This window comes from Arthrobacter sp. NPDC058097, from assembly GCF_042884885.1.
Classification (GTDB): domain Bacteria; phylum Actinomycetota; class Actinomycetes; order Actinomycetales; family Micrococcaceae; genus Arthrobacter.
Map to the genome: position 1 here is coordinate 23,446 of NZ_JBHVSZ010000006.1, position 22,162 is coordinate 45,607.

The following is a 22,162-nucleotide window of genomic DNA, read 5'->3' on the forward strand; positions in this document are numbered from 1 at the left end:
CAGCTATTGACCGGCACCTGATTGACGTCCTTCGAAATACTCAGCGAGCTTCTCGCCGGAGTTCCGGATGTGTTGTGCCATCGCTAAACGCGCTGCTTCAGGATCGTTAGCTATGATCGCATCCATGACCGCGGAATGATCGGCCGCCGTGGTTTCAGGCCATCCCTCGATCTGGGCGTAGAAAGCGCGGGGAACATACTTCGCGAAGTTCCCGAGGGCCCACCGCAGCCTTTCAGAACTCGACACCCGGTATACGAACTTATGGAATTCGTGATTCTTGCGTTCGAGCATTTCATGGTTGCCGTGCTCTGCCGCATCCATCAGGTCACGATGCAAAGCCAGCAGGGAGTCCTTCTGACCTTTGCTGGCTCGTTTGGCCGCCCGGGCGGAGAGCTCGCCGGCGATGAGGGCATGGGCTTCGAAGATGTCCCGGATGTCGTCGGCAACAAGAGGAACCACCCTGAAGCCTTTTCGGGGAAGGAGTTCAAGGAAGCCTTCTACGCGCAGGGCTTGCAGCGCTTCACGAACAGGCGTTGCAGAAACTTCCAGTTCTTCACCCACGGCTTCCGGCCGCACTGAGGCGCCTGGGGCTAGCTCACCAGCCATAATCGCCTGCCTCAGGTAGGAGGCAACCTCATCGCTGAGCTGACGGCGCCTACTCGAAGTTGAGCTCGCCACCGCCAAACGAGTCTCCAAGCCCGGGTCGCGCCTTTGAGTTGTGGCCGTCAATTCGTCACTCCGCTCTTCTGCATGGTCTATATTCTATTCGTTTTGGATTGGACCCAGCGCTAATCCCCGAGGCGAGAGCCTTCCGGCATGCCATCCAGGCTAGACATATATTTTATAGTCATTGTAGGCTATCCGGTAGGCTCCGCGGAGAATCGTCTCATGCGCGGCAACGAGGCAGTTGGACCCCCAAACCAACCGCTCGGACGTCCCTACAAGAGAGGCCACACTCCACAAGAGAACGCCTCTCCGCCTCCCCCTATACCCGCAAATGCCTTTACCGGCCTGACAGCACGCCAAAAGAGCAGTGACGCCATGCACCCTATGATCCGCAAAATGTTCAAGTCCAAGATCCATCGAGCAACTGTCACACACGCCGACCTGCACTACGTTGGTTCGGTTACCGTGGACCTGGACCTTCTGGATGCTGCCGACATCCTGGCTGGGGAACTCGTATCCATAGTCGACGTCACCAACGGCGCCCGCTTAGAGACCTACACCATTGCCGGCGAGCGAGGTTCCGGTGTGATCGGAATCAATGGACCAGCTGCACACCTTGTGCAAGAAAACGACACTGTAATCCTTATCACCTACGCCGACATGACAACTGAGGAGGCAAGGGCGTACAAGCCCAGGGTCGTCCATGTGGATGAGCACAACCGGATACTACAGCTCGGCACCGACCCCGCCGAAAGCATGGTGCCTGATTTGATGCGCCCGCCCTTGGCATTGAATAACAGCGAGGTGAACTAAGTCATGGCCGAAACCAACACCCCGAACCCAGGCGGGGCCGAGTTTCCGGCTCCGTACGGAACCGGCCCCGCAGCCAATGATTCCGCGATCTCGGCAGACCGGCAGCCAGCGGGAAGGATACGGATTCATCACCTGCAGCAGGCCAAGGACAGCGGTCGACGTTTTGCCATGCTCACGGCTTACGAACAGTACACCGCCGAAATCTTTGACCAGGCGGGCATCGAAGTGCTCCTGGTCGGGGACTCAGCGTCAAACAACGTCTTTGGGAACGAGACCAGCCTGCCTGTCACCGTAGATGAGCTTCTACCACTGTGCCGGGCAGTTGCCCGCTCGGCCAAACGTGCCCTCGTTGTCGCCGACCTGCCGTTCGGCAGTTACGAGGTATCCACTCACCAGGCGGTCGCAAGCGGGGTCCGTTTTTTGAAGGAGGGGCTGGCCCATGCGGTCAAGATTGAAGGCGGCAGCTTCTACGCTGAAACCGTCAGAGCAATGGTGCAGGCCGGTATCCCAGTTCTCGCCCACATCGGATTCACTCCCCAGAGCGAACATGCCCTTGGCGGCTACCGCGTCCAGGGCCGGGGAGACGGCGCTCAAGGACTGATCGAAGACGCCATTGCCTTGTCGGAAGCTGGAGCTTTCGGTGTCCTCATGGAAATGGTGCCGGCCGCAGTCGCAGAAGCCGTCGATTCGGCCGTCAGTGTACCCACCATCGGCATCGGTGCCGGCCGAGCCACCACAGGCCAAGTTCTGGTTTGGCAGGACATGACCGGACTCCGCGGCGGAAGAATGGCCAAATTCGTCAAACAATACGCCAACCTTCGGACCATACTGTCCGACGCAGCCCAGACCTACGGGGATGAGGTCCGTTCCGGCCAGTTCCCCGGTCCCGAGCACTCGTTCTGACCGGCATGGCGAACCGGCCAAGCCGGCTTCCATTCGCCACCGATAGCCCGGCCACTGCCTAGCCGAACCCATGACGGAGCGGATCCAACCGATCTGTGGCTGGGGTGAGTGCGCCACCCATTGTCTTTGTTGGTCTTGAAAGGAACTCATGAGCCTGCCACCAATCACGCTCACAGGTCACATGCAAAAGGAAGCCTGGCAGAACAAGCTGCTGCCACCTGTGGAGCAGCTCAACAACGACGTGTGGTCTATCCCCGTTCCTTTCCCCAACAATCCCATGCGCTATACCCTGAGTTATTTGCTCTTGGGAGACGGCGACGCCGTCCTGATCGATCCAGGTTGGGACAGTGAGGCGGGTCTCGATCATCTGATCCGCGGCCTGCGGCAGGCCGGCATCGGCCTCAGGGATCTGACCGGTATCGTGGCCACTCACTATCACTCGGACCATCTGGGCATGGCTGCACGCCTGCGTGTGAAATCCGGCGCTTGGGTGGCCTTGGGCGACCGCGAAGTGCGCCGGCTAAGCGCCTGCGAGGACGAGGACCTAGTCGTTCTTAGGGACCGCGAGGAGTTGACGCTGTGGGGCGTTCCGGCGGACCGGCTGGCCGAAGTGGCCATGGACAAACCGACCCTTGCCCATTTGCAGAATCTCGCTGACCCGGATCTGCGGCTGCAAGACGGCGAACTGGTACCAGCCAAAGGGCTGGATCTGAGCGTGATCACGACTCCCGGCCATTCACCCGGGCATATCTGTCTGGTCGACGCGCCTCACGGTCTGATATTCAGCGGAGACCATGTCCTGCCCCGCATCTCGCCACACATAGCCCTCGAGCTGCCAGGGCCCCCCAACCCGCTTGAGGACTACTATGAGTCCCTGGACAGGGTCGCCTTCGAGGACGTCATGGAAGTCTGTCCTGCTCACGAGTACCGATTCCGCGGCATGCAGCGCAGAGCCGCACAGTTAGTCGAACACAACCGTGAACGCTCCGCCGAGGTACTAAGCGTGATGAACAGGCACCGGCCCCAAACCATCTGGGACATTGCACGACACCTGACGTGGTCCCGCGGCTGGGACTCCCTTCAGGCCTTCTCACTGCGCCTGGCGGTTTCTGAAACAGCAAGCCACGTCATGTACCTGCGCTCCCGGGGCCACAGCATCGACATCCCTGTGACTCTTCCAAGCCCGGCCGCCCATGTAAACAGCGCATCCTGAAGACGCGGCCATTCCTAAGCTGGAAACCTTGCACCCGCCTGCGCCCTGGGGGACTGTCCGATAAGCGGTGCGTGGGCAGGTCAGCGAGCATGCGACTTAACCGAATTGGGCCTCAGCGTCTCTCCTGTTCGGGAATTCATCGTGGGGATGCCGGCAGGACATTTGGACGACGACGAGCACCCCGCACGCTGTTCGGCAGCTAGTCGGTTTTTAGGGGCTCCAGATCGTCGCGGACACCGGATGGTTCGTCAACTATCGGGAGGTTGGGGGTGTCGCCGAAGGCGTCTATGGCACCGGGCAGGTCTGACTGCAGGCTCGCGAATGTTGCGGGCCAGTCGTTGGGGGCGGCGCCCGGTCCCGAGAAAGCCTCGAACGTTTTCCCTACTGCGTCCTCGCTGAGAAGAGCTTCAACCAGGACCGCGGCGACGTTTTCTCTGGTGATGCCTGCCTCTCGGTTATCACCTTGTTGAAGACTGATATGACTGCCGGCGGGACCGTTGTCCAGCCATCCGGGCCGGACTACTGTGTAGGGAGCCCGGCTGAACCGAATGAATCTTTCGCTTCGGCGCTTCCAGTCCAGCGCGTGCCCACCGTCATTGAAGTAGTGGTCCCGGTGAGTGACAAAGAACGTCGTCATGAGCACAACACGGGGGCGGCGCTCCCCGAAGGCACGCATGACGTTCACTACTCCGCCATAGTCAATTCGCTGGAACGAGCCAGGGCTAGGTTCGCCGTCGGATCCGTGCACAAAGATCACCGAGTCGACGTCAGAAACGGCGTCACCGAGGCTGCCGGGTTGGGTGATGTCGCCGACTGTGATCTGGATCTGCCTGAGGTCACCGACCAAGATGCTGCGGGCACGATCCTCATCCCGTGCCAAAGCGACCGGCACCAGGCCGTGGGCTAGCGCCGACCGGAGGACGAGCCGGCCAGTGCGGCCAGTCCCTCCCACAACCAAGACTCGCCGGCGGCCCAAGGATCCGGCATCTCTGGCAGGGTTGTCTCCTGTTTCACTCATTCCGTCTTCGCTTTCCTCCCGGCCTCCGCGTATCGTCGGCGGGTTTTCAAACTAGCCTCGTCTCGGTTCCTGTCCCGAGCCATCCGGGCTGAACCCCGCTCAACTTCTCATTGGAGTTTGCACAGTCGCTGGTTTGCTGCCGTTCTGGTGGACCGGCCTATTTGAGGTGCTTATCGAACCAGTTAATCGGAATTTCGGGATGGAGGCCGAAGAAGTTGTATCCGTCGAACCGCCGCTCTGTGCCTTGGATCCAGTGCAACTCCTTCTCCTTGACGGGGAGAGCATCGAAGATTGATTGGACATCTTCGGGGCGTGTCATGGTGTCGTCATGGACCTGGGCAACGAGCGTGGGAACTGTGACAGCTTTGACGTGCTCCAGGGGGGACTGCTCGGCCAGATGGAAACCTGTTCGCTCGTGCACAGCTTTGTCGAACTTCTCGTACCCGTCAGGCATGCCAATGGCCTTGACGAATTCTTCGACGATGTACTTGCCGGAGACCGGCTGGAGCATGACCATAGCCTGGATCTCGGAGAATTCGTCCGGGTGCTTGGACCATGCTACGGCGGTCGAGTCTGCTCCCAGGCATACGGACAGCAACACCTTCTTCATCTTCTTCGTGTCCGGCCGGGAGGTGGCATACCTCAGGGAACCAATCACGTCGCGGTATTCAAGCAGTCCAATTCCCGCGACTCCCCCGTTGCCCTGTCCGCTCAGGCCGTGATTGCGGATGTCGTAAGCGAGGACGTTGTAGCCAGCATCGTGAAGTGCCTTGTACTCGGGCAGGAAACTGACCTCGAATCCGCCCAGCCCACCGAACTCAGGCAGGTGACCCGGGTATCCGTAGCGGTTGCCTGGCAAGAAGTGGTTGTGAATAATCAGTTTGTCCGAATCGGCCGGAATGAACCAGCCCTCCAGCGGGACACCGTCCATAGAAGGGAAGGTGACGTCCTCATACTCCAGACCTACCTCGTCTGGACGACGCAGCACGGGTGCCCGGCGCCCCGGTGTAGTACCGGTCGTCCACAACTGAACAAAGTTATCGAAGGCTGCCTGGGCTTTGTCGTTGCTAGCCATGAGTCATATTCCTCTCGTGCGGGCAGGAAGGTCCCCACGCGGGTCGTTAATGCCATTTTCCACGGTGCCACGTGGTCACGATCAAAGGAATGGGACGAAATTGTCCTGGGACAAACCTGTCCCCTTGTCCTAGGACCACCGTCCTGAAACCATTGCAACGGTGAGCAGTAATGAGCGACGTAACGAACCCGGCGAATTCCTGAAAGCCCGCCGCACAGCGCTTCAACCGGAACTGATCGGGCTGCTCACAGGGCCCGACCCACGCCGCCGGGTCGCAGGCCTGCGGCGCGAAGAGGTCGCGGCGTTGGCTTCCATCAGCCCCGATTACTACACGCGAATCGAACAGGGTCGCCGAAGCGCTCCTTGGTCCACCTTGAATACCATCGCGAAAGTGTTACACCTCGACGATGCCAGCCGTGATTACCTGTTCGAGCTCTCTGCCAAGAACCCGGCCGGTTCCCACCAGCGCAGGGCGCAAAAAGTTCCCAGTCAAATGCAGCGACTACTGGACGATCTCACAGACGTACCCGCCATCATCCTGGGTCGAAGAATGGACATACTCGCCTGGAATCCACTTGCCGCCGCGCTCATCACAGACTTTTCTACCATCCCCCAACGGCACCGCAACTACGTCCGGCTGACTTTCACCGACCCGGCGATGCGCGATCTGTACGCCGACTGGGAGCAGGCAGCGCGACTTTGTGTTGGTCAACTGCACATGGAGGTGGCACGTGATCCCAGGGACCCGGGCCTGGCCGAACTCGTCGGTGATTTGTCCGTGTTTGATGGCGACTTCCGCCGCTGGTGGGGCGACTACCAAGTGGCGGTAAGAAGCCGTGGCGTAAAGCATTTTCACCATCCGATCGTCGGAGACCTCGCTCTCGACTGGGCCACCCTCACCCACGCCGACGACCCCGACCAGCAACTCGTGTTCTGGAGCGCTGAACCGGGCTCACCCACGCACAGACGGTTGCGGACTCTGGCCGAGACCACGAGATCCGGTCCTAGAACCGATGGGGGCGCATCGAATGCTGCATCCGGCGACAGGTAAGGACCTAGCCCGCGGTCAACGGCGCTCGAGCAAACTTCCTTGAAGGGAAACAGTGACAATGTCCCCAACCGCTCCAAGATCGCGATTTCGTCTGGTGCCAATGCAGCCGCGTGATCCCAACGAGCCGGGCAGAGGCGCTTCTCCGCTGGAACTCTTCTTCGATCTGGTCTTCGTCGTCGCTGTCAGCATTGCCGGCCTCGAACTCCACCACGCACTTACCGACGCGCACATCGTCGAGGGTCTGATCGCGTACGGCGTCGTCTTCTTTGGCATTTGGTGGGCCTGGATGAACTTCACTTGGTTCGCAACGTCGTTCGCCACCGACGATTGGCTTTACCGGTTACTCACCTTCGTCCAGATGGCCGGGGTTCTTCTACTCGCTGCCGGAATCGGGCCCGCCTTCGCCGAGCATGACTACGCCGTGCTGATTCTCAGCTACGTCGTAATGCGAGTTGCAATGGTTGGCCAGTGGCTGCGTGCCTCGCGCTCTGCGGGACCGAGTCGCCGCGCCACGCAGCTATATGCCGCCGGCATTGCCATTGTCCAGGTTCTCTGGCTGCTCCAACTCACTCTTTCGGGTCCTCTCGCCAGTGCCGCGTTGATCGTGCTCATCGGCGCAGAACTCGCAATCCCGATCATCGCCGAGCGTCGCGGCGGAACAACACCCTGGCACCCGCATCACATCACCGAGCGTTACGGCCTGTTCACCCTTATCCTCCTCGGTGAGAGCCTTCTCGCCTCGACTAACGCCATCATCGAGGCCCTGCACAACAACACTGCTCTCGGGTCTCTTATCTCCATCGCTGTCCTGACCCTCGCCGTCACGGCAGCGTTATGGTGGATCTACTTTTGGCCACCACACCACGAAGCAATCAATTCCTTCGGGACCTCGCTGCGTTACGGTTACGTGCACTACTTCGTCTTCGCGGCGGCCGGCGCCCTGTCCTCCGGGATCGAGGTTCAGATCGATGTTCTTACCGGCCAGAGCAAACTCAGCGAACTTGCCGCGAATTTCACTGTCACTGTTCCGATCGCGATCTTTGTACTAGGAATATGGTGGATCGCCATCGCCGACAACGCCGACCCCATCGTGAACACTGTCATCCCCCTCAGCGCCATACTCATACTGTTCGACCCGTTCATCCCCCTCCCCTTTACCCTGACGGCCGCCGTCCTGGTTGTGGTCGTCATCTTCCTGGTCCTGCGAGATGCCGTTCCCAGAGCGAACAACAGCACTGCCGCGCCGCCAGAAACCCGATCATCTTCCAAATGACTGGTCTTTCGGTGTGAAGGTTCTTCCCTGACCACAAGCACCACGTCATCAACAGCAAGGGCAAAGCTACCGGGCCCCTGCCCCGTATCGGCAGAGGGCTGTCATTCCACCTCGTATCGGCACGCACTGAACACTGGCCGCGGCTTGTAAACATCTGCTGAGGAGACAAGTGGATTTCACCCCTCCATCACCAGACTGGCCCGGGCGACCCGGCCCTGCTGCGCCTCTTCGAACGCGCGGTCGATGTCCTCGAGCCGGTAGGGGGCGCTGCCGCCGACGATCGGCAGCGATCCTGCATGCCTGGCGAGGAAGTCCAGCGCCTTGGCCATGCTGCGGGCGTCGTAGAACGACACGGCCTGAAGGGTGATGTTGCGCATCACGAGCTGGCCAGCGTCGATTGCCGAGGTGGTGCCGGTGTATACCGTGCCCATCTCGATGTAACGGCCGCCGGGCGAGACCATCTGCAACCCGTGCTCGATCACGCCGGGGCGCCCGACCAGCTCGAACACCTGGTCGCCGCCGCCCGCGGTGAGTGCGCGTACGTGCTTGGCGGACGCGGCCGGGGACTCGAACTCGGTGAAGTCGACGACCTCATCGGCGCCCATCTGCCGGGCGAGCTCCAGCCGCTCGGCGACCCCGTCGACCACGACGACCTGGGACGCTCCGGATTCCCGGGCGAGCGCGGTGGCGTAGAGTCCCAACCCGCCCGCTCCCTGGATCACGACCCGGTCGCCAAGGCGGATGTCGGCCCGTTCGAACGCCATCATCATCTGCGAAAGCGCGCAGTTCACTCCGGCTGCCGTGGCGTCGTTGACCGCGTCGGGCACCCGGAACACGGCCATGTTCGGGCGCACATAGAAGTACTCGGCGAACGCCCCGCGAAAGTGCGGGAAGTCGGTCGGGCGCCCCGCAAAGGACGCCGTCGCGTTGATGCACGCCTCCTGCCGGCCGCGGAGGCACGGACGGCAGCGCCCGCACGCCCGGAAGTACTGGCAGACGATCCGGTCCCCGGGTGCGAGCGGCGCGCCCGCCCAGTCCGTGGTGACGTCCTCGCCGAGGGCATGCACCACACCGGTCATCTCGTGGCCGATGATCCTGCCGTCGTCGCGCCCTCCGGCGGCGAAGGATCCATCGCCGCGCCAGATGTGCAGATCCGAGCCGCAGATGTTCGCGCGGGTGACCCGCATCACCACCGCACCTGGCTCGGGATCTGGGACGGGAAGCTCCTCGAGGCGGAACGGCTTGCCGGGGCCGAAAAAGAGGGCCGCGCGTCCAGTGTTCAATCCGGTGCTCATCATCATGCTCCTTGAGTGGTGGTCCGGGTGTTGGGGTTAATGGTTCCGGTAATCGGGGATTCGTTGCCGAGGTGCGAATACTCCTTGCGGAGCTGCGCCTTTAGTACCTTCCCGCCCGCGTTGCGCGGCAGTTCCTCGACGAACACGATGTGCTTAGGAATCTTGTAGCGCGCCAACTTGCTGTCCAGGAACGCAAAGAGGTCTTCGACATCAGTCTGGGAATCCTGCTCGAGGACAACGACCGCGCAGCCGACCTCGACGTACTTCTCGTGCGGCACGCCGATGACCGCCGCATCGTGCACGTCCGGGAGCTCGGTCAGCAGCTTCTCGATCTCGGCCGGGTAAACGTTCTCTCCCCCGCTGCGGATCATGTCCTTGGCACGGCCGGCGAGAGTCAGGAACCCACCCGCGTCCATGCGACCGAGATCTCCGGTGCGGCACCAGCCGTCGACGAAGGTCTCCGCCGTCGCCTCCGGTCGCTCCCAGTAGCCGACGCTCACGCCAGGGGAACGCAGACAGATCTCGCCGGCCTCGCCGGGTTCGCACTCTGCACCGTTCTCGTCGAGCACCTGCACCTGGGTCATCGGCTGCGGGATGCCGACGCTCGATTCGTGTCCCCGGGCGATCGAGTGGTCCAGGTGCACCGCAACCGCACCGCCCTCGGTCAGGCTGTAGGACTGGGTGAGATTGACCTTTGGCAGCTTTTCCTCGAACACGTCGTAAGCCCACGGCATGATGGTGTCCCCGCCTGTCACGATCCGGCGCAATGAGGCGGGCACCTTCTCCTCGACGCCGTCCAGGGTCGCGAACTCGTACAGCAGGAAGGAGTAAGCAAGCATGGCGGTCGCCTGATGGCGCCGGGCCGCCTGCAGCAGGCCCTCGAGCGCGAATCCGCCGGACGGATAGGTGACGACGAGGCCGTGCGCGATCAGGGTGGGGAGAATGAGCACCTCGAATCCGCCAGCGTGGAAAAGGGGGCCCATGTTGAGCGCAACGGTGGCCCTATCCAGCTTCCAGCTCATGATTTGGATAGCCCCGATCCATAGGGTGTTCCCATGCGTGAGCAGGGTGCCCTTGGGCTTTCCGGTTGTCCCGGACGTGTACATCAGCGTCAGGGGATCCTCGGCGTTCACGTTCGGGAACGGTTCCTCGGATCGGGTGGTGACGAAGTCCTGCACGGTCGTCGCCCACTCCGGCGCAAACCCCCCGTTGATCACGAAGTGCATGACGCCCGCCTCTGCGTGCACCAAGCCGACAGCCTCGACGGACTCTGGATCAAACACGAACACGACGGGGCGCGAGTCCTGGGCCTGGAACACGAGCTCGACGCCGGTGAGCCGCCAGTTCATCCGAACGCAGATCGCACCGATCCGCCCGATCGCGAGAAGCCAGGCGATGTAGTCCGCGCTGTTGCGCAGCAGGATCGCGACCCGGTCGCCCTTGCGTACGCCACGGGCCAGCAGCGCCCGCGCGAAAGACAGCTCCCGCTGCCTGAGTTCACCATAGGTAATCGGGTCCCCCGAGCCGACGGCGATCGCCGGGGTGTCCGGCGACACACTTGGGCAGCGTCCGACGACGGCGTCCGTGATCCACGAGATACTCGCATCCATCCGTTAATTTCCTCTTGCTCGACTTCGGCGTCTGCATTGACGCCCCTGATTCCCGCAATCCTCCGCACTCGACACGCGATCGCACTTTCCGCGGGCAGTTGCGCGCTGCACGGCGTCCGGGTTCAGTCCGCCCGACCGGCGATCTGGACGGATCCCGTGCCGAAGGTGGACCCAGTGCCGAGGTAGGCCTCGATCACCTGCTTATCGTTGACGACGTCGTTGTAGGTTCCCTCGGCGATCAGTCGACCGCTGTCGAGCACATAGACGTGGCCCGCGAGGCGCTGCACAGTGACCATGTCGTGCTCGATGAGCAGCACCCCGCACCCAAGCTGATCCAGGCCCGCGTGCAGCGTGTCCAGGAACTGCTCCGTATCGGCCAGACCCGCGACGGGCTCGTCGAGCAGCAGCAGCTTCGGACGGGTGACGAAGGCCCTGGCCAGCTCGATGAGCTTGCGCACACCGTAGGGCAGTTCACTGGTCGGAGCGTGCGCGTACACGTCGATTCCGAGGGTCTCAAGGCTTTCCATCGCGACAGCACGCCGCTCACGGGCTGTCGGCGGCCAGAGCGAGCTACCGAAGCGCGTGCCGGCGTCGACGGCCGTAAGTACGTTCTCCAGCGCGGTCATGCTCCCGAACATCTCCAGGTTCTGGAACGTGCGGGAGATTCCCATCCCGGCCCGGCGCGGGGCCGATAGTGCGTTGATGTGCTCTCCGAGGAAGGCGATCCGCCCCGCCGACACCTTCGTGACGCCCGACAGGCAGTTCACCAGAGTGCTCTTGCCCGCGCCATTCGGTCCAATAAGCGCGACGCGCTCACCCTCGTCTATCGACAGGCTCACGTCGTCGACGGCCTTCACACCGCCGAAGTGACGGGAGACATCTGTAATTCTCAACAATTCGCGCATCAGTGCACCGCCAGGTAGCTCTTGGACAATCGGGGATCGGCGCGCAATTCCTCGGCGGTGCCGGAGATCGCGACGCGGCCGCGCTGGATGACATAGCCGCGATCGGCGAGCTCAAGCGCGGCGAAGGCATTCTGCTCAACGAGCAGGACGGACACTCCGCCGGCGGCGATTTCTCGCAGTTTGTCGAACACCTGCTCGCTCACCACCGGGGCGAGCCCCAGCGACGGCTCGTCGAGCATCAGCAACTTCGGCTTGCCGATCAGCGCGCGGGCGATGGCAAGCATCTGCTGCTGGCCGCCAGACAGCGATCCCGCACGTTGCGCGAACCGCTCGCGCAGGATCGGGAACATCTCCAGCACGCGCTCCCACTCGTCGTCGGGCTGGCTGGATCCTCCACCGCGGGCAAAGTATCCCATGCGCAGGTTCTCCCGGACGGTCAGGTCGGGGAAGGTCGCACGGCCCTCCGGCACGTGGCCGAGGCCGGTGTGCGCAATGCGCTCGACACGCGACAGCTTGCCGGAACCGATCTGCTGCCCCTGCCAGAGGATTCGACCGTCGAGCACCGGGACCAGCCCGGAGACCGCCCGGAGCACGGTCGATTTTCCGGCACCATTGGCCCCGAGAAGGGTGACCACTTCGCCGGCGCGGACCTCGAGCGAGAAGTCGCTGAGCACGAGGCCCGCCTCGTAGCCCGCACGGATGTCCTCCAGCGCAAGCAGCGCAGGGGGCACGTCCTTGTCGTACATGTCCCGGGGCGTTGCTTCGGTTACATGCCCGACGACGGAGGAGGCGACCGCAGTTCGCTTGGACCGGGCCGGTTCGGCAATGGCCTCGTCCGGACCGACGGTCTCATCGGCACGCAGCGATCCGGCCAGCACTGGCGCGTCCAGGATGCCGGTCCCGGCTCGCCGCGTGATGATGCCGACGAGCCAGGCCCACAGCCGGAACAGCAACGGCGCAAGGCCGCCTGGCGCGAAAATCAGCACCAGCACGAGCGCGAGACCCATCACCAGCTCGCCCGGGATGACACCGCTTCTGGCGGAGGCGCTCGGCACGATCACGATGAACGCCGCGCCTAGCAGGCTGCCGAATACGGAGCCTGACCCGCCGAGCACGACGGCCAGGAGCGCGTAGATCGCGACGAAAACGCCGTAGTTCTCGGGGCTGATTTGACCGATCAGTACCCCGGACACGCCGCCGCCGAAGGCGACCAGCGCGGATCCGAATGCGAATGAGCCCAGGCGCACCCGCGCCGCACGGTAGCCGAGCGCCTGCGCGCCCGCAGGGCTGTCCCGCACGGCGCGCCAAGTGCGTCCGAGTTTGGTCGCGGCGGCGATCATCACTACGACCGCCGCGAGTGCGGCACCGCCCAGTGCAAGGTAGAACTGCGGTATGGCGTCTACGACGCCGAAGCCCGGCGGGTTCAGGCGCGAACCGTCGGCGCCGCCGGTGATTGCAGGCATCAGCGCTATCAGCTCCGGCACCGCGAATGCAAACATGAGCGTGTAAAGCAGCAGATAGATGCCCGACAGGCGCGTTGCGGGAAGCCCGAGCAGGAAGCCGATGATCGCACCGATGGCGGCGGCCGAAATCAGGGCGAGGAACAGATCAACGCCGTGGTTTACGAGGTACGCGGTCGTGAAGGCGCCGATCGCGAGGAATGCTCCGTTCGCCAGCGATGCCTGACCGCTGAAGCCGGCGATCACATTCAGTCCGAGCACTCCGATGAAGGTGGCGAGGATGGTTCCGGCCGTGTTCATGTTCAGCTCGTCAAGGATGAACGGCACGGCGACCAGCACCAGCATTAGCGTTGCCCACCCCGTGTACTTCACGGCTGGTATGCGGGCGGCGAGCGATCCCGGTCCGGTCAGTGCGGCGGAGGCCGCCGCAACCCGGTTGCGCGAGGCCGCCGCACCTGCACTACGGCCAGGCCGCTGCGGCCGGGACAACCTCGGTTCGCTGATCTCCTTTTCGGATCGACCGAACAATCCGTTCGGTCGGAACACGAGCACCAGAGTAACGCCGATGAACGTGTACGTCGACAGGAGCGAGCCGTCGACGTACACCGACATCAGGTTGAATGCTATGCCGAACAGCACTGCGCCGATGACAACGCCGATGATGTTGGTCAGTCCGCCGAGCACGACCGCCGCGAACGCGGTCAGCAAAAAGGTGGTGAAGCTCGACGGCGAGAGATACGTCAACGGGATCACGAGCAGCGCCGCGAGACACCCGTAGGCGCCGCCTAGCATCCACGACGACATCCTTACCCGGCGCACGTTCACACCGAGCAGCGCCGACGTCTGCGGGCCCGCGCTGATCGCACGCATCTTGAGACCGAACGAGGTCCGGTCGACGACGAGCACGAGCAGCACCGAGGCCGCGATTGCGACCAACACGATGAAGATGCTGTTCCATGCGATCGTGAGGCCACCGATCCGCAGAACCGTGGCCGGGTCAATGAATTGCGGCAGCACGGCGGTGTTCGTCGTCCAACGCCAGTCGATGGCGCCCTCCAGCAGCAGCAGCGCGCCAAGCGTGGCCAGGCCGATTGACAGATGCGACTGCCTGCTCATCGGCCGGGCGATGAGCAGCTCGAGCAGTCCGCCGAGGACCGCAGCCGCGACCACGCAGAAAGGCAGCACCAGCCAATACGGGATCCCCGCTCCGAGCAGATCCTTGGCCAGGTAAGCGACGAACGCTCCCATTCCGCCGAGGGCGAAGTTCATCACCTTCGACGCCCGGTAGACCGCGACCAGGCCGAGCCCCGCCAGACCGTACAGCAGCCCTGTGACCAGGCCGCTGATCAAAACGCTCAACATGGCAACCTCATCCGATCGTCGTGTCGCTCAGCCGGCTGCATGGGTAAGCGGCTGGTAGTCCTGCACCTTGACGAGCTGGCCGTCCTTGACCTGCCAGAAGGAGTTCTCCCGCACTGAGGCGTGCGAGGCGGAGTCGAACGACTGTCCAGGCGTGATGCCCAGCTGCATGTCCCTGACGTTGGAAAGCGCGGCGTTGAACTTGTCCACGTCAAGCTTGGCACCGCCCTCAGTGGCCTGCTTCACGCCGTAGACGATCGCCGCGGCGGATGCGTAGCCGGTGTCAGCGGCGTTATCGCCTACGAGCGCCGCGCACTTCGGCATCGAAGTCAACGCATCGACATAGTCCTTGACGGCCGGATCGTTAGTCTCTGAGGCCGGCATGCCCCAGCGGGAGGTATACGTGCCTTCGGCGAGCGCGCCTGCGAGCTGCACGTAGCTCGGGCCGTAGGCGATCGCCCAGGTGACCCACGCCGGCTTGTAACCGATGGCCGCAGCCGCCTTCTGCAAACCCGACAGCTGGGTGTCGACGAGCATCGTGTAGACGGCTTCAGCACCGGTGTCCTTCAACTTTTGGGCCAATGGGGCGAAGTCGCCCACACTCGTCGGCACACCCTCGACCAGTGGCACAGTACCGCCGGACTCCTTGAACTTCTCGGCAAACGCCTTGGCGCCCTTTGCCGCTGGCGGAGCTAAGTAAGCCACAGCGGCGCTATTCAGCTTCAACGTCTTCGTGACGAAATCCGCGGCCGATGCGCCCTCATCCGCGTAGATCGGGTTGTACCCGTAAATGCCGTCCTGGCCCGGTGTAACGATAGCGCCGTCGGGTCCACCGAACACTGGTAACTTCTTCGGCTGCAACACCGGGGTGGATGCGGTAAACATCGCCGTGCCTTGGACGATTACAGCGAACGACCCGTCAGCGGAGAAGCCCTGCGCGATCTGTGCCGCCTGCGCTGCATCGTACTTGTTGTCCTGGGCATTGGTCTCAAACGTGTAGCCGTTCACTCCGCCCTTGGCATTGATCAGGTTGAAATAGGCGTCGGCACCGCAGGCGGTCGCGGTGCCGGCGGTCGCCGTCGGACCGGAAAGCGGCACCGAGACACCAACCTTAACCAATGTGCTGCTTTGCGTGTTCTTGTTGCCGCCGCTGGCCGCCGATCCGCTGCACGCACCGAGCGACGCCGCCGCCAGTAGGGTGACGGATGTTAGTGCGAGCTTTGCTGCTATCTGCTTCATTGCAGTTCTCCCTGGTCGCGCGCCTCGAGAAGGCGTGTCGGAAACGTCTCGCCATAGTATAGAAAATATATTATGCATGCAATAGGCCCGATGATCTGCAAAAGCGGCACCGCTCACGACGGCGGTATAGCGCGAGTGGATTTGCCTGCAGTCGCCAATTGCGGCAGGTCTCTGAGCGCGGCTCGACCATTTAAGACGTGTCGTAGCGCGGTGAGATGTTGGTTGCTGGCGCTGTCCACGGAATCCTCAGCGTGAGGATCGGCCGGCTCGCCAGAGTATTGGTCATGCAGCCCTGGCAGTTGTAGTTGGCCGCGGCGGACTGGTCTTGCGGTCACTATGACATCAGCCTGGCCGATCACCAGCGTCACCTACAAGCCGACGGCCGCGGCTGGGCAGCGTTCAGCTGGCAATGGCGTCGGCCTCATTGCTGGTGGTGACTGCCCCTCGGTCCTCTGCCCACACCACCGCGAACACCACGCTGCAGGTCATCGAGCCCTCAATTGGTGTTCACGGCAGGCCCTGGTTTAGGTCGCCGACAGACCGGTCGACGGGGACCCAGAACAGCACCGCAGCACCTGAAGCAGAAGTCTCCGGGGGTTCCCCAGCCCTTGTAGGTGGCGGCTATGTGGCCGAACCAGTGGACGTTCGTAGAGAGTATGGTGAGGGCGAGGGGCAGCAACAGCAGGGCAGGCTTTTCGAAAGGGCCTCGTGCCTGGCGGACCCGAGGCCCTTCACCTTGAGGGAGGAGGTCCCCTACGCCGTAGCAGCTCCGGGAAAGCGCTCTCCAGGACGGTCGGCTAATCCTCAGGGACGACCTCAAGGGTGTTGCGGCGCACGGGCTCAGTGGACATCATCACCGAGTACTCGCTGTCCGCGTATTTCTCCCGGTAGGACGCGTCGACGGCCTGGTTCGCCTCCTCGTCGTCCTCAGGCACGGGCACGAAGCGCACGGCCTTCTCGACGCCGCCGGCGGAGATGCGTCCCCGGAGGGTCTCCAATGCGGGTCCATACCATTTCCCGGCGGTTCCGTTGTAGGAGCGGATGAAGATCTGATCTCCCACCGGCACCGACCAGATGTCCACGGTCTTCGGCGTCGTGCCATCCGGCAGAGTCACCCCGACGGTGAAATAGGTCTGCGCGTTGATGCGATCCAGGTCGTCTTTGGTCCACGTGCTCATTTGGTCAGCCTTTCTCGAATTTGTGCTCACGGCCCGCTCCGCCGCCGTGTTCTGTTGGTTCAGCTGGAGCTGCTCGTCGTCGTCGCCGTGATCTCCGCGGTGTGCTCCCAGTCGTTCAAGCGGTCCTCGTAGTGACGACGGACGTCGTCCAGGCCGTGTCCCACGTAGAGTCGCAGCGGCGCGTCGGGCCGACCCGCCACTGACTCGATGGCGCGTGCGGCCGCGCCCAGGTTGCCGGGTGTCCAGTCGTACAGTCCGGGCAGCTGTGCAGCTGCCGGGTCGTAGGCCTCAATCGGCACAGCAGCCGGGATCACAGAGGACGCGAGCTCTGTTTCGAAAACTCCGGGCTCGACGATGGTGATCTTGATGCCCAGGTGGGCGATCGACCGAGCCAGTGATTCGCTGAGTCCCTCGACGGCGAACTTCGAAGCGGCGTAGGCGTCCAGCCGCGGGACACCGATAAGGCCCGCGCCCGAGGAGAAGGTCATGATGTGGCCGCTTCCGCGTGAACGCATCCCTGGCAGCACTCCCTGGATGACGGCGGCGGTTCCGACCACGTTCGTTTCCAACTGCTCGCGCAGTGCCTCGAGGGCGATCTCCTCGACCGTGCCCTCTACGACGAATCCGGCGGCGTTGACGAGGACGTCAACCGAGCCGAAGCGCCGCTCGGCGCTGCTCACAGCCTCAGCGATGGAGGCCTGGTCGGTTACGTCGAGCGGCGCGATCAGGATCCGCTCGTGGTCGCGGAGAGCGGCCTGGGCACGGTCGGGAGTGCGCATAGTGGCCACGACGTTCCACCCAGCCTCAGCGAAAGCCAAGGCCAGGGCAGCGCCGAATCCGGAGCGGGCTCCGGTGATCAATGCAGTACGTGTCATGCGCGGGGATTGTTCTCTCTTCAGGGGTACAGGCGGCGAGACACGGGGTACGTGTCTCGCCGCCCACTGGGGGTATCTGTCAGAGCTTGTCGGTGAAGAACGGGGCCAGCTGGGAGACCGCCTCGGCGACTTCCTTCTCACCGTCGTAGAGCTCCATGTGGTTCGCGCCCTCGACGACGTAGAGCGTCTTATCCGTGCTCGCGGCACGCGCGACCAGGTCATCGCTCATCCACTTCGACCCCGCCTCGCTGCCGGCGATCGCCAGCAGCGGCTGGGTGAAGAACGCCTCGGCCTTGAAGAACGCGTCGTAGGCGATAATCTGCGACAGGCTGCGCGCGGTCATGAAGCCCGGAGCGTTCGGGTGCTCGCAGCGCGGGGTGTGGTAGTACTCCCACGCCTGTCGGAGCTCTTCGTTGGGGGCGTCCTCTTCCCTCATCGGTGCCAGCGGGAAGGGGTTGTCCTTGCCCGCGGCGTCGGTCGTGCGCGCGTCCGCGCCCATCTTCAGGACCGGAGCGGCGTCGGCGTCCTTGACGTCGTTCATCCAGCCGTTGCGGAACATCTGGCCTATGTTGACCATGCTCACGGTGCCGACGGCCTTGATGCGGGGGTCGTTAATCGCAGCGTTAGCTGTGTAGCCCGCACCGGCGCAGATGCCCATCGCGCCGATGCGCTCGTTGTCGACGTAGTCCAGGGTGGTTAGGTAGTCCACGACCGCGCTAACGTCTTCTGTGCGGATGTGCGGATTCTCCAGCTGACGCGGCTCGCCGGTGCTCGCGCCCTGGAACGAGGCGTCGTAGGCGACGGTGACGAAGCCGGCCTCGGCGAGCTTGCCCGCGTACAGGCCGGCGGTCTGCTCCTTCACGCCGCCGCCCGGGTGGGAGACAACGATCACCGGGTACGCCTTCGACGCGTCGAACTCCGGCGGGAAGTTGATCACGGCGGACAGCGTGGTGCCGTAGCCGTTGCGGGTCTTGATATCGATGTTCTCGCTCATGATTCTCCTTGATAGGTGAGTGTTGAGAGGTGGAATAGATAGGAGGGAAAGTCTGAGATCAGAGGTGGGTGCCAAAGAACTCAACGGCCGCTTCGATGGCCGCTCCGGTGGGCTCGGGCTGGTCGTAGAGCTCGTAGTGGGATGTCCCAGGAAGGACGATGAGCCGCTTGTCCCGCGACGCCGCCCGACCGTAGATCTCCTGGCCGTCGCGGTATGCACCGAAACCGCCGGGCTTGTCGCCGATGACGACGAGCAAAGGCTGCGTGAGCAGCTGCTCCGCGCCCAAGAAGGCGTCCCAGCCGTTCGCGGCGGCGGAGCGGGAGAACGCGGCGCTCGTCGCGCCACCGGTGGACTGGCCGCGGCTGGTCTTGTAGTAGTCGGTGGCTTCAAGCACGTCGATGTCCGTCAGGCCGGCGGCACGGCCCGCCTCCACCGACGGCGGGAGGTAGTCATTAACGCGGACGTCCTCGCCGCGTGCTTCCGCCGTGCGCTGCGCCGCCACCTTCTCCATCGCCGCGATCGGGTCGTATTCGGTGAACGACTCCCGGCTGAGGCGGCCAAAGTTCACGCCGGTGACGCTGGTGACGGCCTTGAGGCGGCGCTCGGTCATGGCTGCGTTGATGACGTATCCGCCTCCGCCGCAGATGCCGATCCCGCCGATGCGGTCGGCATCGACGTACGGCAGGGTCACGAGATGGTCGACCGCGACCCGGATGTCCTCGACACGCTGCGCGGGATCCTCGACGAGCCGCGGCAGGCCGCCGCTCGCGCCCTGGAAGCTGGCATCGAAGGCCAGCACCGCGTACCCCGCTTTCGCCAGCGCTTTGGCATACACGTTGCCGGAGGTCTGCTCCTTGCAACTGCCAATCGGATGGACACTGACCAGCGCCGGGTAAGTGTTCTGGGGGTCGAACTCCTCCGGGAGGTAGAGGTTGCCTGCCAGGTCCCAGGCCATGCCCGGGGATCGGAAGCGAATGGATTCAGTTCGATCGACCATGAATGGGCTCCTTGTCACGTGATGGGGGTGTCGTCCACGAGGTCGGCTAAGTGCCGCTCGACATCCATCTTTATCGCTCGTTCTCAAGCGAGGAAGGTGCTGTCAGAACCCCCCTCGTGCAGGCGTTCGAGTTCGTTCGGGGGTTCTGACAGCACCTGTTTCGACGCCGAGGAATGCTCGTAGTCTGGTGCTATGACGCCGAAAGACGAGAGGGTTCGGGACTTCCTGGCAACCCGCCGCGCGAAGATCACACCCGACATGGCAGGGATTCCCAAGGGAAACAGCATGCGCCGCGTCCCGGGACTGCGCCGTGAAGAAGTCGCCACGCTTGCTGGCGTCTCAATCGACTACTACACCCGGATCGAGAAGGGCGACCTCACTGGAGTCTCCGAGGACATCCTCGACGCCATCGCCCACGCACTGCAGCTCTCCGACGATGAACTCGCCTATCTCTACGACCTTGCGCGCACAGCCCACCGGCCTTCGCGGGCCCGCGGGCGGACGCAGAAAGCACCAGCACTGCCCCAGCAGGCGCAGCTGCTCATCGACGCCATGAGCGCCACCCCGGTCATCGCGCACGACGCGCGGCTGGACATTCTCGGCGCAAATGCGCTGGGCCGCGCGCTCTTCGACCTGGTCTACGCAAGCCCCACAAGGCGCTCCTCCACCGCCCCTCCGAACCTGGCAGCCTTCGTGTTCCTCGATCCCGCCGCCGCCGAGTTCTACGCCGACCCCGACGACGCCGCGGCCGTCTGCGTGCGGATCCTCCGCGCGCAGGCCGGGGCGTCGCCTCACGACAAGCGCCTCACCGGCCTCATCGGCGAGCTCTCCACCCGCAGCGAGGACTTTCGCTCCCGCTGGGCCGCTCACGACGTCGGCCGGCACCGGATGGGCACCAAGACCCTCCACCACCGCGAGGTCGGCGAACTCGTGCTCGGATTCGAGCAGATCACGCTCGACTCCGCGCCGTCGATCACCCTGTCGGCCTACGTCGCCGAGCCCGCCTCCCCCACCGCCGAACGGCTGCAGTTGCTCGCGGCATGGACGGCGCCCGTCTCGTCCGAGGCGCGATAGCCGCCAGATGGTCCCGAGGCCAGACGCAATTGGTCTGCGCCCCAGTCCGCGGGAGCGAGACCGCACGGTTCCTCCGGACGGCATCCGCGGTGTTCTTCCGGGACGACGAGGTTTGGCCGATCGGGGACCAGCCAGAGCGATGCGTCGAACTGCGAAAAAATTCCGCCCCGCGCACGTGCGGCGGCGACTCCCACAGTTGAGCCTTCCACGAAAGAGTTAGCAGGTCTCGGAACCAATGAAGGAGTCTCGCGTGGGGGCAATCATTTGCCAAAACGAAGCCACGAGCACCACAACGATCCGCAGCGCGAGATACACAGACGGAAGGGGCTGACGGTCGCCTCAGCAAACACACAGCCTCCGGGGATCAGGTCGACACTTGGGCAACTGGGAGCGTTGGCCTACTGGCCCTTGTCGGGCTCATCTATTGATCGGAAAGTTGTGACGGGCGAACCCGATGTCGGAGCGGAATGGCTTCCCAGGCGAGAAGTTCTGTGGGGCGTCCGTGAGCATCTCTTGCGAAGGCGAGCTCAGGCACTGAGGCCAAGTGCGAAAATAGCCCCATGCCCCCACGCCTTTTCGACCTCAGCTCCACCTGGCACCTCCCCGTGCCCCCAGAGAAGGTGTGGGCCATCATTGCCGACATCAACATGAGCTGGCCCAATTGGTGGCCACACTGCAGCTTCGCCGGCCCGCTGGTTCGCACCAAACCCATGAGCAACTCCCAGGAGGACATCCTCAAAGCGACCACCGCCCACCTCAACTTCAAGGCATCGCTGGGTTACACGCTCACCATCAGCATCCACCCAACAGACGTCGACGCGCCTCGGGAGATAGATTTCGACGCCGGCGGGCACCTGAAAGGGACCGGGCGAGTAGTGCTCACTCCGGAAGAGCAAGGCAAAGCGACGCAGATGGACATCGAATGGCGCGTCCAGCCCACCCAACGATGGATGAATCTGCTGACGCCGATCGCTGCCCCGGCCTTCACGGCCGCCCATGCTCTCATGATGAGGCAGGGAGAAAAGGGCTTGGTCAAGGCGCTGGCAAAGCAGGCACCAGCGAACGCAAAGTAGACCCGTCTACGATCGACTAGTCACACTGATCCAACAGCCCTACCATGGAAGTGGTCAGCCGAGCTGGGGAGCTGGAGCCCCTCCCCCGAGC

At 63.5% G+C, this 22,162-nt stretch carries 19 protein-coding genes; 7 read left to right on the forward strand and 12 right to left on the reverse strand.

Translation table 11 applies throughout. The features are described 5' to 3' along the window. Positions 1-3 precede the first annotated feature (3 nt). Positions 4-678 (reverse strand): GntR family transcriptional regulator, encoded by a 675-nt coding sequence (locus ACFVTE_RS11680; RefSeq protein WP_387100960.1) that lies wholly within the window; start codon positions 676-678, stop codon positions 4-6. A 372-nt stretch (positions 679-1,050) separates the two neighbouring features. On the opposite strand from ACFVTE_RS11680, the gene panD reads away from it, so the two are divergent. The 3 genes from panD to ACFVTE_RS11695 all read left to right on the forward strand — a co-directional run bounded on the left by panD (position 1,051) and on the right by ACFVTE_RS11695 (position 3,595). Further along, on the forward strand, positions 1,051-1,479 hold the full coding sequence (gene panD / locus ACFVTE_RS11685; protein WP_387100962.1) for an aspartate 1-decarboxylase: 429 nt from the start codon (positions 1,051-1,053) through the stop codon (positions 1,477-1,479). A 3-nt stretch (positions 1,480-1,482) separates the two neighbouring features. Beyond that, entirely contained in the window at positions 1,483-2,382 is a 900-nt protein-coding gene (gene panB / locus ACFVTE_RS11690) for a 3-methyl-2-oxobutanoate hydroxymethyltransferase (protein WP_387100573.1), read from the forward strand. A gap of 148 nt (positions 2,383-2,530) precedes the next feature. Then, positions 2,531-3,595 carry an MBL fold metallo-hydrolase gene (locus tag ACFVTE_RS11695; protein WP_387100574.1) on the forward strand — a complete coding sequence of 355 codons (1,065 nt, stop codon included), beginning with the start codon at positions 2,531-2,533 and terminating at the stop codon, positions 3,593-3,595. A gap of 199 nt (positions 3,596-3,794) precedes the next feature. Here the strand turns inward: ACFVTE_RS11695 and ACFVTE_RS11700 are convergent, their stop codons facing one another. Next, on the reverse strand, positions 3,795-4,613 hold the full coding sequence (locus ACFVTE_RS11700) for an SDR family oxidoreductase (RefSeq protein ID WP_387100577.1): 819 nt from the start codon (positions 4,611-4,613) through the stop codon (positions 3,795-3,797). A gap of 157 nt (positions 4,614-4,770) precedes the next feature. Further along, complete coding sequence (locus ACFVTE_RS11705; RefSeq protein WP_387100578.1) at positions 4,771-5,688, reverse strand: alpha/beta hydrolase family protein; 918 nt, start codon at positions 5,686-5,688, stop codon at positions 4,771-4,773. A 160-nt stretch (positions 5,689-5,848) separates the two neighbouring features. Between ACFVTE_RS11705 and ACFVTE_RS11710 the strand changes: the two genes are divergently transcribed. Together ACFVTE_RS11710 and ACFVTE_RS11715 are read left to right on the forward strand one after the other, a co-directional pair. Then, positions 5,849-6,739 carry a helix-turn-helix domain-containing protein gene (locus ACFVTE_RS11710; protein WP_387100580.1) on the forward strand — a complete coding sequence of 297 codons (891 nt, stop codon included), beginning with the start codon at positions 5,849-5,851 and terminating at the stop codon, positions 6,737-6,739. Between the two features lie 100 nt (positions 6,740-6,839). Continuing rightward, positions 6,840-8,012 (forward strand): low temperature requirement protein A, encoded by a 1,173-nt coding sequence (locus ACFVTE_RS11715; RefSeq protein ID WP_387100963.1) that lies wholly within the window; start codon positions 6,840-6,842, stop codon positions 8,010-8,012. 176 nt (positions 8,013-8,188) lie between these two features. Here the strand turns inward: ACFVTE_RS11715 and ACFVTE_RS11720 are convergent, their stop codons facing one another. The 9 genes from ACFVTE_RS11720 to ACFVTE_RS11760 all read right to left on the reverse strand — a co-directional run bounded on the left by ACFVTE_RS11720 (position 8,189) and on the right by ACFVTE_RS11760 (position 19,924). Continuing rightward, complete coding sequence (locus ACFVTE_RS11720; protein WP_387100582.1) at positions 8,189-9,313, reverse strand: zinc-binding dehydrogenase; 1,125 nt, start codon at positions 9,311-9,313, stop codon at positions 8,189-8,191. Next, entirely contained in the window at positions 9,310-10,917 is a 1,608-nt protein-coding gene (locus tag ACFVTE_RS11725; protein ID WP_387100583.1) for a class I adenylate-forming enzyme family protein, read from the reverse strand. Before ACFVTE_RS11725 ends, ACFVTE_RS11720 begins: the two co-directional genes overlap by 4 nt. A 122-nt stretch (positions 10,918-11,039) precedes the next feature. Continuing rightward, positions 11,040-11,822 carry an ABC transporter ATP-binding protein gene (locus ACFVTE_RS11730; protein WP_387100585.1) on the reverse strand — a complete coding sequence of 261 codons (783 nt, stop codon included), beginning with the start codon at positions 11,820-11,822 and terminating at the stop codon, positions 11,040-11,042. Next, a complete protein-coding gene (locus ACFVTE_RS11735) occupies positions 11,822-14,644 on the reverse strand; it encodes an ATP-binding cassette domain-containing protein (protein ID WP_387100586.1) in 2,823 nt (940 codons plus the stop codon). The genes ACFVTE_RS11730 and ACFVTE_RS11735 overlap by 1 nt, the downstream gene beginning before the upstream one ends. A gap of 27 nt (positions 14,645-14,671) precedes the next feature. Further along, positions 14,672-15,880 (reverse strand): ABC transporter substrate-binding protein, encoded by a 1,209-nt coding sequence (locus tag ACFVTE_RS11740; protein ID WP_387100587.1) that lies wholly within the window; start codon positions 15,878-15,880, stop codon positions 14,672-14,674. Positions 15,881-16,677: 797 nt separating this feature from the next. Continuing rightward, the gene (locus tag ACFVTE_RS11745) at positions 16,678-17,058 is read right to left on the reverse strand and encodes a DUF2255 family protein (protein WP_387100589.1); all 381 of its coding nucleotides are present in this window, start codon (positions 17,056-17,058) and stop codon (positions 16,678-16,680) included. A gap of 59 nt (positions 17,059-17,117) precedes the next feature. Next, positions 17,118-17,933 (reverse strand): SDR family NAD(P)-dependent oxidoreductase, encoded by an 816-nt coding sequence (locus tag ACFVTE_RS11750; RefSeq protein WP_387100590.1) that lies wholly within the window; start codon positions 17,931-17,933, stop codon positions 17,118-17,120. Positions 17,934-18,012: 79 nt separating this feature from the next. Beyond that, positions 18,013-18,927 (reverse strand): alpha/beta hydrolase, encoded by a 915-nt coding sequence (locus ACFVTE_RS11755; protein ID WP_387100591.1) that lies wholly within the window; start codon positions 18,925-18,927, stop codon positions 18,013-18,015. A gap of 58 nt (positions 18,928-18,985) precedes the next feature. Next, positions 18,986-19,924 carry an alpha/beta hydrolase gene (locus tag ACFVTE_RS11760; protein ID WP_387100592.1) on the reverse strand — a complete coding sequence of 313 codons (939 nt, stop codon included), beginning with the start codon at positions 19,922-19,924 and terminating at the stop codon, positions 18,986-18,988. Between the two features lie 192 nt (positions 19,925-20,116). Between ACFVTE_RS11760 and ACFVTE_RS11765 the strand changes: the two genes are divergently transcribed. Both ACFVTE_RS11765 and ACFVTE_RS11770 read left to right on the forward strand, forming a co-directional pair. Further along, positions 20,117-20,998 carry a helix-turn-helix domain-containing protein gene (locus ACFVTE_RS11765; protein ID WP_387100594.1) on the forward strand — a complete coding sequence of 294 codons (882 nt, stop codon included), beginning with the start codon at positions 20,117-20,119 and terminating at the stop codon, positions 20,996-20,998. A 560-nt stretch (positions 20,999-21,558) separates the two neighbouring features. Beyond that, on the forward strand, positions 21,559-22,071 hold the full coding sequence (locus tag ACFVTE_RS11770) for an SRPBCC family protein (RefSeq protein WP_387100596.1): 513 nt from the start codon (positions 21,559-21,561) through the stop codon (positions 22,069-22,071). Positions 22,072-22,162 lie beyond the last annotated feature (91 nt).